Annotated in this window: 19 protein-coding genes; 15 read left to right on the forward strand and 4 right to left on the reverse strand. The window is 65.2% G+C overall.

Translation table 11 applies throughout. The features are described from left to right. Positions 1-18: 18 nt before the first annotated feature. A complete protein-coding gene (locus CAL19_RS04340; protein ID WP_094796110.1) occupies positions 19-1,230 on the reverse strand; it encodes an MFS transporter in 1,212 nt (403 codons plus the stop codon). Positions 1,231-1,319: 89 nt separating this feature from the next. Between CAL19_RS04340 and CAL19_RS04345 the strand changes: the two genes are divergently transcribed. Genes CAL19_RS04345 through CAL19_RS04355 form a run of 3 tightly spaced genes read left to right on the forward strand, consistent with a single transcriptional unit; the run spans position 1,320 to position 3,886 of the window. After that, a complete protein-coding gene (locus tag CAL19_RS04345) occupies positions 1,320-2,273 on the forward strand; it encodes a diacylglycerol/lipid kinase family protein (protein WP_094796111.1) in 954 nt (317 codons plus the stop codon). Then, positions 2,270-3,082 carry a metallophosphoesterase family protein gene (locus CAL19_RS04350; protein ID WP_038852461.1) on the forward strand — a complete coding sequence of 271 codons (813 nt, stop codon included), beginning with the start codon at positions 2,270-2,272 and terminating at the stop codon, positions 3,080-3,082. The genes CAL19_RS04345 and CAL19_RS04350 overlap by 4 nt, the downstream gene beginning before the upstream one ends. Before the next feature lie 54 nt (positions 3,083-3,136). Continuing rightward, positions 3,137-3,886 (forward strand): phosphatase PAP2 family protein, encoded by a 750-nt coding sequence (locus CAL19_RS04355; protein WP_094796112.1) that lies wholly within the window; start codon positions 3,137-3,139, stop codon positions 3,884-3,886. Here the strand turns inward: CAL19_RS04355 and CAL19_RS04360 are convergent. The 3 genes from CAL19_RS04360 to CAL19_RS04370 are packed head-to-tail and all read right to left on the reverse strand — an operon-like array spanning position 3,855 to position 5,372. Further along, positions 3,855-4,334 (reverse strand): NAD(P)-binding domain-containing protein, encoded by a 480-nt coding sequence (locus tag CAL19_RS04360; RefSeq protein WP_038852462.1) that lies wholly within the window; start codon positions 4,332-4,334, stop codon positions 3,855-3,857. The genes CAL19_RS04355 and CAL19_RS04360 overlap by 32 nt on opposite strands. After that, entirely contained in the window at positions 4,331-4,756 is a 426-nt protein-coding gene (locus CAL19_RS04365; protein WP_094796113.1) for a PaaI family thioesterase, read from the reverse strand. Before CAL19_RS04365 ends, CAL19_RS04360 begins: the two co-directional genes overlap by 4 nt. Position 4,757: 1 nt before the next feature. Continuing rightward, the gene (locus CAL19_RS04370; protein ID WP_094796114.1) at positions 4,758-5,372 is read right to left on the reverse strand and encodes a TetR/AcrR family transcriptional regulator; all 615 of its coding nucleotides are present in this window, start codon (positions 5,370-5,372) and stop codon (positions 4,758-4,760) included. Between the two features lie 436 nt (positions 5,373-5,808). Between CAL19_RS04370 and CAL19_RS04375 the strand changes: the two genes are divergently transcribed. The 12 genes from CAL19_RS04375 to nuoK all read left to right on the forward strand — a co-directional run bounded on the left by CAL19_RS04375 (position 5,809) and on the right by nuoK (position 16,762). Further along, on the forward strand, positions 5,809-6,933 hold the full coding sequence (locus CAL19_RS04375) for a porin (protein ID WP_094796115.1): 1,125 nt from the start codon (positions 5,809-5,811) through the stop codon (positions 6,931-6,933). A 200-nt stretch (positions 6,934-7,133) separates the two neighbouring features. Then, positions 7,134-7,493, forward strand: coding sequence for an NADH-quinone oxidoreductase subunit A (locus tag CAL19_RS04380; RefSeq protein ID WP_026640281.1), 360 nt, complete (start codon positions 7,134-7,136; stop codon positions 7,491-7,493). Between the two features lie 33 nt (positions 7,494-7,526). After that, positions 7,527-8,003, forward strand: coding sequence for a NuoB/complex I 20 kDa subunit family protein (locus tag CAL19_RS04385; RefSeq protein WP_006217960.1), 477 nt, complete (start codon positions 7,527-7,529; stop codon positions 8,001-8,003). A 66-nt stretch (positions 8,004-8,069) separates the two neighbouring features. Further along, entirely contained in the window at positions 8,070-8,699 is a 630-nt protein-coding gene (locus tag CAL19_RS04390) for an NADH-quinone oxidoreductase subunit C (RefSeq protein WP_026640282.1), read from the forward strand. Positions 8,700-8,702: 3 nt separating this feature from the next. Then, complete coding sequence (locus tag CAL19_RS04395) at positions 8,703-9,959, forward strand: NADH-quinone oxidoreductase subunit D (RefSeq protein WP_026640283.1); 1,257 nt, start codon at positions 8,703-8,705, stop codon at positions 9,957-9,959. 40 nt (positions 9,960-9,999) lie between these two features. Beyond that, positions 10,000-10,500 carry an NADH-quinone oxidoreductase subunit NuoE gene (gene nuoE, locus CAL19_RS04400; RefSeq protein ID WP_026640284.1) on the forward strand — a complete coding sequence of 167 codons (501 nt, stop codon included), beginning with the start codon at positions 10,000-10,002 and terminating at the stop codon, positions 10,498-10,500. Continuing rightward, a complete protein-coding gene (nuoF, locus tag CAL19_RS04405; RefSeq protein WP_026640285.1) occupies positions 10,497-11,864 on the forward strand; it encodes an NADH-quinone oxidoreductase subunit NuoF in 1,368 nt (455 codons plus the stop codon). The genes nuoE and nuoF overlap by 4 nt, the downstream gene beginning before the upstream one ends. Before the next feature lie 15 nt (positions 11,865-11,879). Then, on the forward strand, positions 11,880-14,207 hold the full coding sequence (gene nuoG / locus CAL19_RS04410; protein WP_094796116.1) for an NADH-quinone oxidoreductase subunit NuoG: 2,328 nt from the start codon (positions 11,880-11,882) through the stop codon (positions 14,205-14,207). 1 nt (position 14,208) lies between these two features. After that, positions 14,209-15,282 (forward strand): NADH-quinone oxidoreductase subunit NuoH, encoded by a 1,074-nt coding sequence (gene nuoH, locus CAL19_RS04415; RefSeq protein ID WP_026640287.1) that lies wholly within the window; start codon positions 14,209-14,211, stop codon positions 15,280-15,282. Positions 15,283-15,303: 21 nt separating this feature from the next. Beyond that, on the forward strand, positions 15,304-15,792 hold the full coding sequence (gene nuoI, locus CAL19_RS04420) for an NADH-quinone oxidoreductase subunit NuoI (protein WP_026640288.1): 489 nt from the start codon (positions 15,304-15,306) through the stop codon (positions 15,790-15,792). Between the two features lie 17 nt (positions 15,793-15,809). Next, positions 15,810-16,457, forward strand: coding sequence for an NADH-quinone oxidoreductase subunit J (locus tag CAL19_RS04425; protein ID WP_026640289.1), 648 nt, complete (start codon positions 15,810-15,812; stop codon positions 16,455-16,457). After that, positions 16,454-16,762 (forward strand): NADH-quinone oxidoreductase subunit NuoK, encoded by a 309-nt coding sequence (nuoK, locus tag CAL19_RS04430; RefSeq protein WP_026640290.1) that lies wholly within the window; start codon positions 16,454-16,456, stop codon positions 16,760-16,762. Before CAL19_RS04425 ends, nuoK begins: the two co-directional genes overlap by 4 nt. Positions 16,763-16,774 lie beyond the last annotated feature (12 nt).

The raw sequence follows: 16,774 nt of genomic DNA on the forward strand, positions 1-16,774 counted from the left end.
CGCGCATCGGGCGGCGGCTTATGGCCGTTCGCCCGATGCGACGGCGGAAGGGTTGCCGCGCGGCAGCCAGCGCCAGAACACCGCCGCACCCGCCAGGCCCAGCATTCCCATGGCCGCAACGGCTGCGCCCAGTGACACCAGCGCCGCCACGGCCGACAGAATCACCGGCCCCAGGCTGCTGCCCAGGTCGGCCACCAGCCGCCATATGCCCAGGAACTCGGTGCGCCCGGTCTTGGGCGCGGAGTCGGCTCCCAGCGTCATGACGATGCCCGAACCGATGCCGTTGCCCATGCCCAGCATCATCGATATCACGACGAATCCCAACACGCCCGTGGTAAACGATGTTCCTATCAGGGCGATGCCCATCAGCAAGGTGCAAGGCAACGCCACCCAAAGCCGTCCGCGCTTGTCCATCAGCGTGCCGGCCGGGTAGAACACCGACATGTCGATGGCGGCCACCAGGCCGTAGATCACCGAGGTGGCCGCCGCGCCGATGCCCAGGTGATCGGCCCACAACGGAATCACCACCTGGCGCGACGCCCGCACCGCGCTGACCAGCAGTATGCCCAGGCCCAGCGTCAGGAAGACGCGCCGGTGCGCCCGAGCCACGTCGAGCACGCGCGGCTTGGCGGGCGTTGCCGTCCCGCGTTGTTCAACAGGAGTCATGTCGGGGGCGTAGCGGGCAATCATCCCCGCGCCGGCCATCGCGGCCACGGCGACCCAGTAAGCGCCCTGCAGGCCCATGAAGTGGATCAATGCGGCGCCGGCGAACGGACCGACGAAGACGCCGATGCGCATGGTGCCGGCCAGGGTGGACAAGGCCCGCGCGCGCATGTGCACGGGTACGGCATCGATCATATAGCTCTGCCGCGCCAGCAAGAACACCGACGACGCCATGCCGATCAGGAAAACGCCCGCGGCCAGCATCGCCGCGTGCACGGCAAAGATGCACAGCAGCAGCGCAAGCACGCTCAGCGCGGCCGCGCCCACCATGGACCGCCGCTCGCCGTGGCGCGAGGTGATGATGGCTGCCGGGATATTGCTTACCAGCGAACCGATGCCGATCAGCGCCACGATCAGCCCCGACATGGCCACCGAGGCGCCCAGGTCCCGGGCAGTCAGGGCCACCACGGGCAGGATGGCGCCGTTGCTTACACCATAGAGAATGGACGGGCCGAACGCCGGTACGGCGATTTTTCGGAAACTGAAGGGCTCGGCGCGATTCGGCACGGTGCTGCGCGTAGGGGAAAGGGTAGGGCGCCATTTTAGCCGGCCTCGTATCGCTTGCCGGCGGCGTGGCCGCAAGCTATCTTTGTGGCATGACTTCTACTCCAGCGAGCGGTCCGGGTCCGTTCTTCATTGTGCAGAACATGGGCTCGGGGCGCGACGATGCCCGCGAAGCGCAGGCCACCCTGCGCCGCGTGCTCGATGCCGCCGGCGTTCGCTACGACATCATCGCGGTCGACGACGGCCGGCAATTGCCCGCGGCGGTACAAACCGCAGTGGGGCGGGCGCGCGACCAGGGCGGGGCGGTGGTAGCGGTCGGCGGCGACGGCACGCTCAGCGCGGTGGCCCAGGGCGTGCTGGATACCGGGTTGCCGTTTGGCATCGTGCCGCAGGGCACCTTCAATTATTTCGGCCGCACCTATGGCATTTCGCAGGACACCGAAGCCGCGGCGCGCGCCCTGCTGGCCGCCCGCCCCGAGCCGGTGCAGGTGGGGCTGGTAAACAGCCGCCTGTTTCTCATCAACGCCAGCCTGGGGCTGTATCCGCAATTGCTGGAAGACCGCGAGGTGTACAAGCGCCGCTATGGCCGCCGGCGATACGTCGCTTTATGGTCGGCTCTGGTCACCCTGGCGCGCGCGCATCGCCAGCTGGCGATACAGCTCGAACACGCGGGGCAGGTTCGCCAGATGCGCACCCCCACCATCGTGGTGGGCAACAACGCCCTGCAGCTGCAGCAGATCGGCATTGCCGAAGCCGACGAACTCTCGCAGGGCCGGCTGGTGGCGATGGGCGCCAGGCCGGCGGGCACCCTGGCTTTATACGGGCTGCTCTTGCGTGGACTGTTCAGCCGGCTGGGCGATGCCGACCACGTCTTCAGTTTCGGCTTCGACAGGCTCACCGTACGCGTTCGCGGCCGCAGCCGGCGGGTTAAAGTCGCGCTCGACGGTGAAATCTGCTGGCTGGATACGCCGTTGCACTTCCGTGTTTCCCCCCAACCGCTGCGCCTGCTGGTGCCCCCCGAAGCGCTGCGCGCCGAATCCGCATGACGCGGCTGTTGCACGTCTCCGATACCCATTTCGGTTGCGAAGACGCCACGGCCGTCCGCGCACTGCTCGCGCTGGCGCGGCAGGTGCAGCCCGAACTGGTACTGCTGGGGGGCGACGTCACGCAGCGCGCCCGGCGCGCCCAGTTCGCGGCGGCCCGCGATTTTGTACAGAATCTGCAATGCCCGGTGCTGGCCGTGCCGGGCAATCACGACATTCCGCTATACAACCTGGCGGCGCGCCTGCTCGACCCTTACCGGGGCTTTCGGCGGGCGCTGGGGGCGAACCTCGAACCGGTGGTCGAAACCGAGCGCCTGCTGGTCATCGGCGTAAATTCCACGCGGCCCAGCCGCCACAAGCATGGGCAGGTTTCGGGCGCGCAGGCCAGGCGCGTGGCGCAGCGCCTGCGCCAGGCGCATCCGGCCAGCCTGCGTGTGGTATTGCTGCATCATCCCGTGCGCGCCGTCGTCGAAAGCGACCAGTCCAACTTGCTTATTGGCCGCGAAACCGCCGTGCCGGCCTGGGTCGATGCGGGCGCCGACCTGATCCTGGGCGGGCATATTCATCTGCCATACGTCCTGCCGGTGCATGGGGCGGCCGGCCCGGCGCCGCGCCAGGCCTGGGCGGTGCAGGCCGGCACGGCGGTATCGCGGCGCATACGTGGCGGGGTTCCCAATTCGGTCAATGTCATCGAACATTCCTTCGACCATGACCCGGGCGCATGTTCAGTGCAGCGGTGGGACTACACCCACGGGGCCGGCGAGTTCCGCTGCGTGGCCGACCAGGCACTGCGCCTGCAGCGCGATCCCTGAACCCAACACCCTTGCGGCCGCCCGCCGGCCACGAATTCTGTTCAAACGGCTCTAATGGAAGCTTTCGTCGACTGGGTCGCTGTCCATCCTCTTCTGATCCTGCTGGCCGCCCCCGCTGCGGCGGCGCTATGCGCCTGGCTGGCGGCGCGCCATGTCCCCAGCGGCCCCGGGGCTCGACCCGTCTTGCTGTGGTCGCTCCTCGCTGCAGGGTCGGGCGCGGTGTTCCTGGCCCTTGCCGCCGCCATGGCCGGGCAGCCCGGCGAAGCACGCCTGGACAGCCGACTTGCCTCCGGCCTCAGTCTCGCGATGCCGGCGGCCCTGTTATGGACGATGTCGTGGTTCACCTACCTGGGCGACCGTAACCTGCTTACGATCATTGCCGTGGGCATGACGGTGTCGCTACTGTGGAAGCGGCAATGGGTGACGGCCCTGGCATGCGTGGCAGTCACGGGCGGCGCCGGCCTGCTCAACCTGGGGCTCAAGCATCTGTTCCAGCGCGTGCGGCCTGAACATCTGCATGGTTATGCCAGTGCCGATGGCTGGAGCTTTCCCAGTGGCCATACTTCGGGAGCCCTGGCGGTGTACGGCTTTGCCTGCTACCTGGCCGTGCGGGCGCTGCCGGCGCCCTGGCGGGCGCCCTGCGTGGCGGGCGTGGCCGCGCTCGTGGCGGCCATCGGCGTCAGCCGGGTGCTGCTGCAGGTGCATTACCTGAGCGACGTGCTGGCAGGCATCGCCATCAGCCTGGCATGGCTGACGGCGTGCATGGCCGCGCTCAGCGCGGCCCGGCAACGGCGCGCCAGATAATCTGCAGCAGCCGGCTCACGTCTGCGCCGCGGTGTCGGGCGGGCAGGGCGCGCATGGCGGGCTCGGGCGGCCCCGCTATATACAGGGCGCCCGCATCCCGGGCGGCATGGCCCAGGCGCTCGGCTGCTTCCCGCGGCAGGGGCCGCAGGTTCCACAGCAATTTATCGCGGATATCGGCGCCCACCCTGCCATCGCTGAATCGATCCAGCGTGCGGTCGATTTCCCGTTCGCCGGGCAGCGCCAGCACCACCAGATCCGATTCGTGCAGCGCTTCGCGGGCCGATGCCGCCAGTGTGGCCGCCCCGCGAAACGGTTCGCAGCGGGCCGGGTCGCGGTCGTACACGGTAAGCGCCAGATCGGGCTGCGCGTCTTGCAACAGGCTGCGCGCCGCCGCTGCGCCCGTTGTGCCCAGGCCCACCACGCCCACGCGCAATGGCCTGCTCGTCATGGCGCCGGCACCGACCACGTGCTTACGATATGCGCCACCGGCTCCGAGGCGCCCTCGCCATGCAGAATCACTTCGCCGGCGGCCAGGCGGCCCGTCTTCAACAGCCGGGCTTGCGCAACCACGGCGCCTGCGGGGCTCTTGCGCAGGAAGTTGATGGTCAGGCTGGCGGTGACGGCGTTGGGCTGCCCGGTAGCGCCCACCACCGCGGCGTACAGCGCCAGGTCCGCCAGCCCCATCAGTATGGGGCCCGCCACGATGCCGCCCAACCGTTGATGGGCGTCGCGCGCCGGCAGGATGGCGCGGGCCGTGCCAAAACCTATGTCGGTGATCTGTACGCCCAGCACTTCCGCAAAGGGGTGCTGCTCGGCCAGCAAGCGCCTGAAGTCGGCAACAGAGATACGGGCAGGGGGCGATGCGGTCATGTCAGGCTTGCTCCAGGTCGGCGCAGTAACGTTCCAGCAGGTCGTCGGCGTGCTGCCCCAGTGACTTGACGCGACGGGTATGGAACAGCAGCAGCAGCCCCATCAGATACGTGAACACCTGCATTTGCTCGATGGCCACCGTTTCATCCGGCCACTGGCGGGTTGCCTGCAAGCCGTGCCCCAACTGCGACACGCACGTGCGCAGCCGCGCATTCAGGCGTTCGTCGATGTCGCGGCCCAGGCCTCGCGGCCCCAGCCCCTGGAACAGGTACATGCCCAGCGCGAACTCGGTCGGACGCTCGGCGTAATAGCCGTAAAACGCCTTGACCACCCGCCGGGCCGCGCCCGCCGCATTGCCGGGCAGGGCGCCCGCCAATGCTGCGTGCAGGCGTTCCAGCGACGCATCGAGCAGCTCGGCATAAATGGCTTCCTTGCCGTCAAACCAGGGATAAATGGCGCCGGTGGTGCAGCCGGCTTCCTTGGCTATGGCGCGCACGGTTGTCTGTTCCAGGCCATCGCGCTGGAACACACGCTGTGCGGCCTCCAGAATCAGCTGGCGCCGCAACGCGATAAATTGTTGCGCACGGGACGAAGGTTGCGGGCGAGACGAGTCCATGGGCACGCCGGAAATATCAATGTGCTCATTTAATAACAACGTTATTTCCCTGGCAAGGCATGCCTTTCAGGGCCCATCGCCGGCGCGGGCAGCAAATGTATCTACCCGGTGCGCCGTGTATCCAGTATTGTGCAGAGTAACGGCGCCATGTCGGTGCAAAGCCGTCGCAGCCGGCGCGCTCAGCGCACCAAACGCCGTAAATACGCGCCTTTCCGAGCGCCTAGGGTAAACACGTAGGTGTTTCGGCTCCGGCTCGGCCAATGTTGCGAGATACCAACAGCCAGGGCGGCGAAGTCGTACTTTTAGGGGTGCGGCCATAGCCAGTGTCGGGGATTTTTGATGCAATAGCGTCAACTTCCCTTCGCGGAGTTAGGGGGGCGGCAGGCTGATGCAAGCGTTGCTGCTCTTGTCACTCAAATCAACGGAGATTTCTTAAATGAAAAAGACTCTGCTCGCTGCCGCCCTGCTCGCCGGTTTCGCCGGTGTGGCCCAGGCAGAAACCTCGGTGACGCTGTACGGCATCATCGATACCGGTATCGGCTACAACAAGGTCAAGGGCGACGGCTGGGATAGCGGCAGCCGCGTCGGCATGATCAACGGCGTGCAGAACGGTTCGCGCTGGGGCCTGCGTGGCACCGAAGATCTGGGTGACGGCCTGCAAGCCGTGTTCCAGCTGGAAAGCGGCTTCAGCTCCAGCAACGGTAACTCCGCCCAAGGCGGCCGTCTGTTCGGTCGTCAAGCCACCATCGGTCTGCAAAGCGACAGCTGGGGCCGTCTGGACTTCGGTCGTCAAACCAACATCGCGTCGAAGTACTTCGGCTCGATCGACCCGTTCGGCGCCGGCTTCACCCAAGCCAACATCGGCCTCGGCCTGAGCGCTGCCAACACCGTTCGCTACGACAACATGGTCATGTACCAAACCCCGTCGTACAGCGGCTTCCAGTTCGGCATCGGCTACTCGTTCAGCGTTGACGACAACACCGACGACGACGATCGCGTTGGCTTCCGTACCGCCGACAACGTTCGTGGCATCACCACCGGCCTGCGCTACGTGAACGGCCCCCTGAACGTCGCTCTGTCGTACGATCAGCTGAACGCTTCGAACCAGCAAGCTCAAGACGAAGTTGACGCCACCCCGCGTATGTACGCGATCGGCGCTTCGTACGACTTCGAAGTCGTGAAGCTGGCTCTGGCCTACGGCCGCACCACCGACGGCTGGTTCGCTGGCCAAGGCGTTGCCGGTCTGCAACTGGGTACCGGCGAAAGCGGCCTGGGCGGCAACGTGTTCGCCGACGGCTTCAAGTCGAACTCGTACCTGGTCGGCCTGACCGCCCCCATCGGCGGCGCGTCGAAGCTGTTCGGTTCGTGGCAAATGGTTGATCCCAGCAACGACCGCCTGACCGGCGGCGACGAGACGATGAACGTCTTCTCGCTGGGCTACACCTACGACCTGTCCAAGCGTACCAACCTGTACGCCTACGGCTCGTACGCCAAGAACTACGCGTTCCTGGACGACGTCAAGAGCACCGCTGTCGGCGTCGGTATCCGCCACCGCTTCTAATCGGCTGCGAGGCGCAAGCCTCGCATCGATTACCTAGCGTGCATGCGGCCTTCGGTCGCGTGCGAAAAGCCACCCTTCGGGGTGGCTTTTTTGTTACTGCAAAAGGTCAATTTGCCCTGGTTTTCAGTGCGCTGGGTTCAGCAGAGAGTCACCTCGCAAATGCTACAATCTGAAGGTTTGCGCATTTGACGGACGCCAGAATGAACTTGCAACAGTATTTTCCCGTCCTGCTGTTTATCGTGGTGGCTACCCTCATCGGGTTTGCGCTGCTGACGGCAGGGTCGCTCTTGGGGCCGCGGCGTCCGTACGCCGAGAAACTCTCGGCCTACGAATGCGGTTTCGACGCCTTCGACGATGCCCGCATGAAGTTCGATGTGCGCTACTACCTGGTGGCCATCCTCTTCATCCTGTTCGATCTCGAAATCGCCTTCCTGTTCCCCTGGGCCATTGCGCAGGGCACCGTCGGCATTGTCGGCTTCTGGACCGTCATGGTGTTCCTGGCCGTCCTGACGGTGGGCTTCATCTACGAATGGAAAAAGGGTGCGCTCGACTGGGAATAACCCGGGTCTGCACGCACGCTATCAGAGACCAATATGGCTATAGACGGCATTCTCAAGCAAGGCTTCATCACTACCAGTGCCGACAAGTTCCTGAACTGGGCAAAAACCGGTTCGATGTGGCCCATGACCTTCGGTCTGGCCTGTTGCGCGGTCGAAATGATGCACGCCGGTGCGGCCCGCTACGACCTGGACCAATTCGGCATCATCTTCCGACCCAGCCCGCGCCAGTCCGACCTCATGATCGTGGCCGGCACGCTGTGCAACAAAATGGCGCCGGCGCTGCGCAAGGTGTACGACCAGATGCCCGAGCCGCGTTGGGTGGTGTCCATGGGTTCGTGCGCCAACGGTGGCGGCTACTACCATTATTCGTATTCGGTCGTGCGCGGCTGTGATCGCATCGTGCCGGTCGATGTCTATGTGCCGGGCTGTCCGCCCACTGCAGAAGCGCTGGTCTACGGGTTGCTGCAAATGCAGAACAAAATCCGCCTGACCAACACCATTGCCCGCTGAGGCGTTGTGGCCGGCCTCGCGTAGTGCCGGCCACACCTGTCAGCATCTCGGTTCACCAAAGCAATCATGACGATGACCAGGCTCGAAACCCTGAAACACAACCTGCAGGCCGCGTTGGGCGCAGATGTCGCGCTCACCGAGGCGCTGGGCGAACTGACGCTCGAGGTGTCGGCCGACCAATGGCTCGCCGCGTGCAACAAGCTGCGCACCGACCCCGGCCTTGGCTTCGACACCTGCATCGATCTGTGCGGGGTCGACTACCTTACCTGGGGCAATGGCGCGCGTCCGGCGGCCGATGCCTTGACGCCGGGCGTCCAGCGCACCCGCTATGCGGTGGTCGCGCATCTGCTGTCCGTTCAGCACAACTGGCGCCTGCGGGTGCGCACCTGGGCGCCTGACGACGACTTCCCCATGGTGGCCTCGCTGGTCGAGTGCTGGCCCGGCGTGAACTGGTTCGAGCGCGAAGCCTTCGACCTGTTCGGCATTGTCTTCGAAGGCCATCCCGACCTGCGCCGCATCCTGACCGACTACGGTTTCATCGGCCATCCGTTCCGCAAAGACTTTCCCCTGTCGGGCACCGTCGAAATGCGCTACGACCCCGAACAAGGCCGCGTCATCTACCAGCCGGTCACCATCGATCCCCGCGAAATCACCCCGCGTGTCGTACGCGAAGACTCCTACGGCATGGGGCGTTAAATCATGGCAGAAATCAAGAACTACACCCTGAACTTCGGCCCGCAACACCCGGCCGCTCACGGTGTGCTGCGCCTGGTGCTCGAGCTCGACGGCGAAGTCATCCAGCGCGCCGATCCCCACATCGGCCTGCTGCACCGCGCCACCGAAAAGCTCGCCGAGCACAAGACCTACCTGCAGGCGCTGCCCTACATGGACCGCCTCGATTACGTGTCCATGATGTGCAACGAGCACGCGTATGTCATGGCCATCGAGAAACTGCTGGGCATCGAGCCGCCGCTGCGCGCGCAGTACATCCGCGTCATGTTCGACGAGATCACGCGCCTGCTCAACCACCTGATGTCGCTGGGCTCGCACGCCCTGGACGTGGGCGCCATGGCCGTGTTCCTGTACGCCTTCCGCGAACGCGAAGACCTGATGGATTGCTACGAAGCCGTCTCGGGCGCACGCATGCACGCGGCCTACTATCGTCCCGGCGGCGTCTACCGCGACCTGCCCGACTCCATGCCGCAATACGGCGACGGCAGCAAGTACCGGGGCGACAAAGAACTGCGCCAGATGAACGACGCGCGTTCGGGGTCGCTGCTCGACTTCATCGAAGATTTCACCAACCGGTTCCCCGGCTGCGTCGACGAATACGAAACCCTCCTGACCGACAACCGCATCTGGAAGCAGCGCCTGGTGGGCATCGGCGTTGTCGATCCCGACCGCGCCAAGGCCTTGGGCTTTACCGGCCCCATGCTGCGCGGCTCGGGCGTGGCCTGGGACCTGCGCAAGATGCAGCCCTACGAAGTCTACGACCTGGTCGACTTCGACGTGCCGGTGGGCGTCAACGGCGACTGCTACGACCGCTACCTGGTCCGCGTGGCCGAAATGCGCGAAAGCAACCGCATCATTCGCCAGTGCGTCGAATGGCTGCGCAACAACCCGGGGCCGGTCATGATCGAGAACCACAAGGTTGCGCCGCCCAGCCGCGCCAACATGAAATCCAACATGGAAGAGCTCATCCATCACTTCAAGCTCTTCTCCGAGGGTTTCCATGTGCCGCCGGGCGAGACTTACGCGTCCGTGGAACACCCCAAGGGCGAATTCGGCATCTACATGGTGTCCGACGGCGCCAACAAACCGTACCGCCTGAAGATCCGCGCGCCTGGTTTCGCCCACTTGCAATCGCTCGATGAAATGGCGCGCGGCCACATGATCGCCGACGCCGTCACCATCATCGGTACGCAGGACATCGTTTTCGGCGAGATCGACCGCTGATCCACCAGCCCGACCGCCCCGCATAACCCGGATTCAAACTATGCTGCTTTCCGCACAGGCCTACCAGAAAATCGATCGGGAACTCGCCAAGTTCCCGGCCGACCAGCGGCAGTCGGCCATCATGGCTGCGCTTGCCATCGCGCAAGAAGAAAAAGGCTGGCTGGCTCCCGAAGTCCTCGAAGACGTGGCCAACTATATCGGCGTGCCGCCCATCGCGGTGCAAGAGGTCGCCACCTTCTACAACATGTTCGACACCCGGCCGGTCGGCAAGCACAAGATCGCGGTCTGCACGAACCTGCCCTGTGCCTTGCGCGACGGCGAGAAAGCCGGCGATTACCTCAAGCGCAAGCTGGGCGTCGACTATCGCGAAACCACGCCCGACGGCCTGTTCACCCTGGTCGAGGGCGAGTGCATGGGCGCCTGCGGCGATTCTCCCGTGCTTATCGTGAACAACAAGCATATGTGCGTGCGCATGACTGAAGAAAAGCTCGACGCGCTGGTCCAGGGTCTGAAGGCGCAATCCCAAGGAGAATCGGCATGAGCGCGCCCGACCTGTACAAGCAATGGGCCCAGGGGCTGGACCCCAACCCCGGCAGCGACCTGTCCACGTCGATGTGCCTGCACGGCCGTCATCTGGGGCCGCAGATCCTCGCCGATCTCGACGGCCAGAACTGGCGCCTGCAAGACTACGTCAAGCGCGGCGGCTACGAGGCCCTGCGCAAGATCCTGTCTACCGGCATGAAGCCCGAAGACGTCATCGCCGAAGTCAAGGCGTCCGGCCTTCGTGGCCGCGGCGGCGCGGGCTTTCCCACCGGCCTCAAATGGAGCTTCATGCCGCGTGCCTTTCCAGGGCAGAAGTACCTGGTATGCAACTCCGACGAAGGCGAACCAGGCACCTTCAAAGACCGCGACATCCTGCGTTTCAACCCGCATGTCGTGATCGAAGGCATGGCCATCGCCGCATACGCCATGGGCATCAGCGTCGGCTACAACTACATCCACGGCGAAATCTTCGAAGTGTACGAACGCTTCGAAGAAGCTCTGGAAGAAGCGCGCGCCGCCGGCTTTCTGGGCGACAACATCCTGGGTTCCGAATTCAGCTTCCAGCTGCACGCGTTCCATGGCTATGGCGCGTACATCTGCGGCGAAGAAACGGCGCTGCTCGAATCGCTCGAAGGCAAGAAGGGCCAGCCGCGCTTCAAGCCGCCGTTCCCGGCCAGTTTCGGCCTGTACGGCAAGCCCACCACCATCAACAACACCGAAACCTTCGCCGCGGTGCCCTGGATCATCCGCAACGGCGGCCAGGCCTACCTCGAAGTGGGCAAGCCCAACAACGGCGGCACCAAAATCTTCTCGATCACCGGCGATGTCGAGCGTCCGGGCAACTACGAGATCCCGCTGGGCACGCCGTTCGCCAAGCTGCTCGAGCTCGCGGGCGGCATGCGGGGCGGCAAGAAGCTCAAGGGCGTGATTCCGGGCGGCTCGAGCGCGCCAGTGCTGCCGGCCGATATCATGATGGACACCACCATGGACTACGACGCCATCGCCAAGGCCGGCTCCATGCTGGGGTCGGGCGCGGTGATCGTCATGGACGAAACGCGCTGCATGGTGAAGTCGCTGCTGCGGCTTTCCTACTTTTACTACGAAGAAAGCTGCGGCCAATGCACGCCGTGCCGTGAAGGCACGGGCTGGCTGTACCGCATGGTCAACCGCATCGAACATGGCCAGGGGCGTCCCGAAGACCTCGACCTGCTCGACAGCGTTGCCGGCAACATCATGGGCCGCACCATCTGCGCCCTGGGCGACGCCGCCGCGATGCCGGTGCGCGGCTTCTTGAAGCATTATCGCGACGAATTCGCGCACCACATCGAGCACAAGTCGTGTGTGGTCCCGCAATATCTGTAGGTCTCAGGAACAGCAATGGTTGAATTAACCGTCGACGGCAATCAGGTCGAAGTCCCCGAGGGCAGCATGGTGATGCATGCGGCCCAGAAGCTGGGCCTGTACGTGCCCCATTTCTGCTACCACAAGAAACTGTCCATCGCGGCCAACTGCCGCATGTGCCTGGTTGAAGTGGAAAAGGCGCCCAAGGCGCTGCCCGCGTGCGCAACGCCTGCCACCAATGGCATGGTGGTGCACACGTGCTCTGAAAAAGCCAAGGCCGCCCAGAAGTCGGTCATGGAGTTCCTGCTGATCAATCACCCGCTCGATTGCCCCATCTGCGATCAGGGCGGCGAATGCCAGCTGCAGGACCTCGCCGTCGGCTACGGCGGCTCCACCTCGCGCTATCGCGAGGAAAAGCGCGTGGTGTTCCACAAAGATCTCGGCCCGCTGGTGTCGGCCGAAGAAATGACGCGCTGCATCCACTGCACCCGTTGCGTGCGCTTCGGCCAGGAAATCGCCGGCGTCATGGAACTGGGCATGCTGGGCCGCGGCGAACATTCCGAAATCGCCACCTTCGTGGGCCGCTCGGTCGAGTCCGAACTGTCGGGCAACATGATCGACCTCTGTCCCGTGGGGGCGCTGACGTCCAAGCCGTTCCGCTACACCGCGCGCACCTGGGAACTTGCCCGCCGCCGCAGCGTCAGCCCGCACGACAGCCTGGGCGCCAACCTGGTCATCCAGGTCAAGGGCGACCGTGTCATGCGCGTGGTGCCGTACGAAGACGAAGCCATCAACGAATGCTGGATCAGCGACCGCGACCGCTTCTCGTACGAAGGCCTCAACAGCGAAGACCGCCTGGCCGCGCCCATGATCAAGGGCGCCGACGGCAAGTGGCAGGAAGCCTCCTGGGCCGACGCCCTGCAGGCCGTGGCCCAGGGCCTGTCGCGCGTGCGCGACAGCCATGGAGCGGGCCAGATCGGCGCCCTGGCCGCCGAGTACGCCACTACCGAAGAATTCGCGCTGCTGGGCCGCCTGGTGCGCGCCCTGGGCTCCGAAAACATCGACTTCCGCCTGCGTCAGACCGATCCCGGCTTTGACGCCGCGCTGTCTGGCGCGCCCTGGCTGGGCATGCCGGTAGCCGAGCTCGACAACCTCGACCGCGTGCTGGTCGTGGGTTCGTTCCTGCGCAAGGATCATCCGCTCATGGCGCAGCGCCTGCGCCAGGCCGCCAAGCGCGGCACGCAAGTCCTGCTGATCGACAGCGCGGCCGACGATCCGTTGCTGCCCGTGGCCGGCCGCATCACGGTGGCTCCCTCCAGCCTGCCGCAAGCGCTGGCCCAGGTGGCGGTGGCGCTGGCGCAAGCCAAAGAACAGCCGGTTCCCGCCGAATTCGCCGGCATCACCCCCGATGACGCCGCGAAGCTCATCGCCGCCAGCCTGGCATCCGGCTCGAATGCCGCGGTGCTGGTGGGCAACATGGCCGTCGCATCGCCCCAGGCATCGCTGCTGGCCGCGAACGCGCGTGCCATTTCCAACCTGGCCGGCGCCCGTTTCGGCTTCCTGACCGCCGGCGGCAACACCGTGGGCGGTTACCTGGCCGGCGCGGTGCCAGGGCAGGGCGGCAAGACTGCCGCCGCCATGCTGGCCGAACCGCTCAAGGCCTATATCGTGCTGCACGCCGAACCGGCGCTGGATGCCGACAATGGCCCGCAGGCCGTGGCTGCGCTGCGCGCCGCCGAGTTCGCGGTCGCGCTCACTCCGTACGCGTCGGCCGCCCAGGACTGGGCCGATGTCATGCTGCCGGTGTCGCCGTTCACGGAAACGTCCGGTACCTTTGTCAACGCGCAAGGCCTGGCCCAAAGCTTCAAGGGCACCGTGGCGCCGCTGGGGCAGACCCGTCCGGCCTGGAAGGTGCTGCGCGTGCTGGGCAATGTGCTGCAGCTGCAGGGCTTCGACGACGAAACGTCCGAATCGGTGCGCGATACCGCGCTGGCGGGCGGCATCGAAAGCCGGCTGTCCAACGACGTCAAGGGCGCGCCCGGCGTGGGCCGCCCCGGCACGGGCCTCGAGCGCGTGGCCGACGTGCCCATCTATCGCACCGATGCCATCGTGCGTCGTTCCGGCCCGCTGCAGGATACGCCCGCGTCGCAACCGCCCACCGCGCGCATGAACGGCGCCACGCTGGCCTCGCTGGGGCTTGCCGCCGGCGTCAAGGTGCGGGTGGCGAGCGCCACGGGATCGGTCGAGCTCGAAGCCGTGCAGGACGACGCCGTGGCCGACCGTGCCGTGCGCATATCGGCCGGCTTCGAACAGACAGCCGCCCTGGGTGGCGCATTCGGTGAAATCAGCGTGGAGCGTGCCTGACATGGAATGGCTCGATATTCTTCAAAGCCACGGCCAGGCCTTGCTTGGTCCGACCGCATGGATGGTGGTCTGGACCCTCGTCAAGATCATCATCATTGCCGTGCCCATCATCCTGTGCGTGGCGTATCTCACGTACTGGGAACGCAAGATGATCGGTGCGATGCACGTACGCCTGGGGCCCACCCGCGTGGGCTTCCGCGGCCTGTTGCAGCCGTTCGCCGACGTGTTCAAGCTGCTGACCAAAGAAGTCGTGGTGCCCACGCAGGCCAACAAGATCCTGTTCGTCGTGGCCCCGGTTGTCACGCTGATGCCGGCTCTGGCCGCCTGGGCCGTCGTGCCGTTCGGCCCCGAAGTGGTGCTGGCCGACGTCAACGCCGGCCTGCTGTACATCATGGCCATCACGTCGGTGGGCGTGTATGGCGTGATCGTGGCCGGCTGGGCATCGAACTCCAAGTATGCGTTCCTTGGCGCCCTGCGGGCCTCGGCGCAGATGCTCTCTTATGAGCTGGCCATCGGCTTCGTGCTCGTGACGGTGCTGCTTGTCTCGGGTAGCCTCAACATGACCGAGATCGTGCTGGGGCAGACTCGCGGCTGGTTTGCCGACCGCGGCCTGACCTTCCTGTCGTGGAACTGGCTGCCGCTGCTGCCGCTGTTCGTCATCTACGTCATTTCGGCCGTGGCCGAAACCAACCGCCACCCGTTCGACGTGGTCGAAGGCGAATCCGAAATCGTGGCCGGCCACATGGTCGAATATTCCGGCATGGCATTCGCGCTGTTCTTCCTGGGCGAATACGCCAACATGATCCTGTTGTCGTGCATGGCGGCGATCATGTTCCTGGGCGGCTGGACTTCGCCCGTCGACATCGCCCCGCTGAACTGGATTCCGGGCTGGATCTGGCTGGGCATCAAGACTTTCTGCGTGGTCTCTCTTTTCGTGTGGTTCCGTGCGTCGTTCCCGCGCTACCGCTATGACCAGATCATGCGTCTGGGCTGGAAGATTTTCATCCCGCTGACCGGCGTGTGGCTGGTGGTCGTGGCGATCTGGATGCAGACGCCCTGGAACATTTGGCGCTGACGCGCCAAGCTGAGGCAGGATATGGAAGCGATCAAAGATTTCTTCGGCAGCCTGATGCTGGCCGAACTGCTCAAGGGCATGCGCCTGACGGGCAAGTACTTCTTCAAGCGCAAGGTCACCTTGCGCTACCCGATGGAAAAGACGCCGACCTCGGCGCGGTTCCGCGGTCTGCACGCCTTGCGCCGCTATCCCAATGGGGAAGAGCGCTGCATCGCGTGCAAGCTGTGCGAAGCCGTATGCCCGGCGCTGGCCATCACCATCGAATCGGACCAGCGCGACGACGGCACCCGTCGCACCACGCGCTACGACATCGATCTCACCAAGTGCATTTTCTGCGGCTTCTGTGAAGAAAGCTGCCCCGTGGACTCCATCGTGGAAACGCATATCCACGAATACCACGGCGAAAAGCGCGGCGATCTTTACTTCACCAAAGACATGCTGCTCGCCGTAGGCGACCGCTACGAAGCCGAAATCGCCCGCCGCCGGGCCGAAGACGCGCCATACCGCTGACGCCCAAGGTCTGATCCATGACATTCACCACAGTCCTGTTCTACATACTGGCCGCGGTCCTGGTGATCGCCGCCTTCCGCGTCATCACGGCGCGCAGCCCCGTAACCGCCGTGCTGCACCTGATCCTGGCGTTCGCCAACGCCGCCATGCTCTGGATGCTGCTGGGCGCCGAGTTCCTGGCCCTGTTGCTGGTGCTGGTCTACGTGGGCGCCGTGATGGTGCTTTTCCTGTTCGTCGTCATGATGCTCGACATCCGCATCGATTCGCTGCGCCGCGGGCTCAAGACATATCTGCCCCTGGGGCTAGTCATCGGCGCCGTGCTGGTGGTCGAGATGTCGTTCGTGCTGGGCGCCACCTGGTATGGCGCCGGCCCGCAAGCCGCCGTGGCAGGCGACTACAACAATACGCGCGCCCTGGGCGAGGCCATGTACACCCAGTACGTGTATGCCGTGCAGGTGGGCGCCGCACTGCTGCTGGTGGGCATGGTGGCGGCCATCGCGCTTACCCTGCGTCGCCGCCGCGACGCCAAGTACAACGATCCCGCCGCCGCCGTCCGGGTGCGCGCAAAAGACCGCTACCGCCTGGTGAGCATGCCCGCGCAGAGCGATCGCGCCCTGGGCCGCGTGGCCGGGCAGCCCGGCGACGCCCAAGGAGAAAAACAATGACGTTGACGCTGGCCCACTACCTGGTGCTGGGTGCGATTCTGTTCGCCATCGGCATCTTCGGCATCTTCCTGAACCGCCGCAACCTGATCATCCTGCTGATGTCCATCGAGCTCGTGCTGCTGGCCGTCAACATGAACTTCGTGGCGTTTTCCAGCTGGTTCGGCGACACCGCCGGACAAGTGTTCGTGTTTTTCATCCTGACCGTCGCCGCCGCCGAGGCCGCCATCGGTCTGGCGATCCTGGTGCTGCTGTTCCGCAACCTGAACACGATCAACGTTGACGATCTCGATCGCCTGAAGGGCTGACGGGGTATTGGA

This window comes from Bordetella genomosp. 7, from assembly GCF_002261265.1.
In the GTDB taxonomy this organism is placed as follows: Bacteria; Pseudomonadota; Gammaproteobacteria; order Burkholderiales; family Burkholderiaceae_B; genus Bordetella_A.